Raw genomic sequence first — 224 nt, 5'->3', positions numbered from 1 at the left:
CAGATTCGTGATGTAGAGATGGTACCGCTCCTCCTCGTCGTTCCAAACGCCGACGACACGGAACGTCTCAACGGCACGGCTCCGCGTGCCGTTGTAGATGCGTCGCTTGAACCCGACTTCACCGTCGACGTCGACGACGTCGCGGTGAAGGTCATCGAGGATGTCCTGTACCTGCTTGCCTTCGAGGGAAATGGCGTCGCCACGCCATTTCCTGAGTTCAGCCG

The 224-nt window shown here is 59.8% G+C and carries 1 pseudogene; it reads right to left on the bottom strand.

Annotated features, from left to right (window positions below):
- A pseudogene (locus tag C448_RS16615) lies at nucleotides 1-224 on the bottom strand (IS4 family transposase); the annotation flags it as partial.

This window comes from Halococcus morrhuae DSM 1307 (genome assembly GCF_000336695.1).
Classification (GTDB): Archaea; Halobacteriota; Halobacteria; order Halobacteriales; family Halococcaceae; genus Halococcus; species Halococcus morrhuae.
This window is presented reverse-complemented; position numbering and strand designations above follow the sequence as displayed.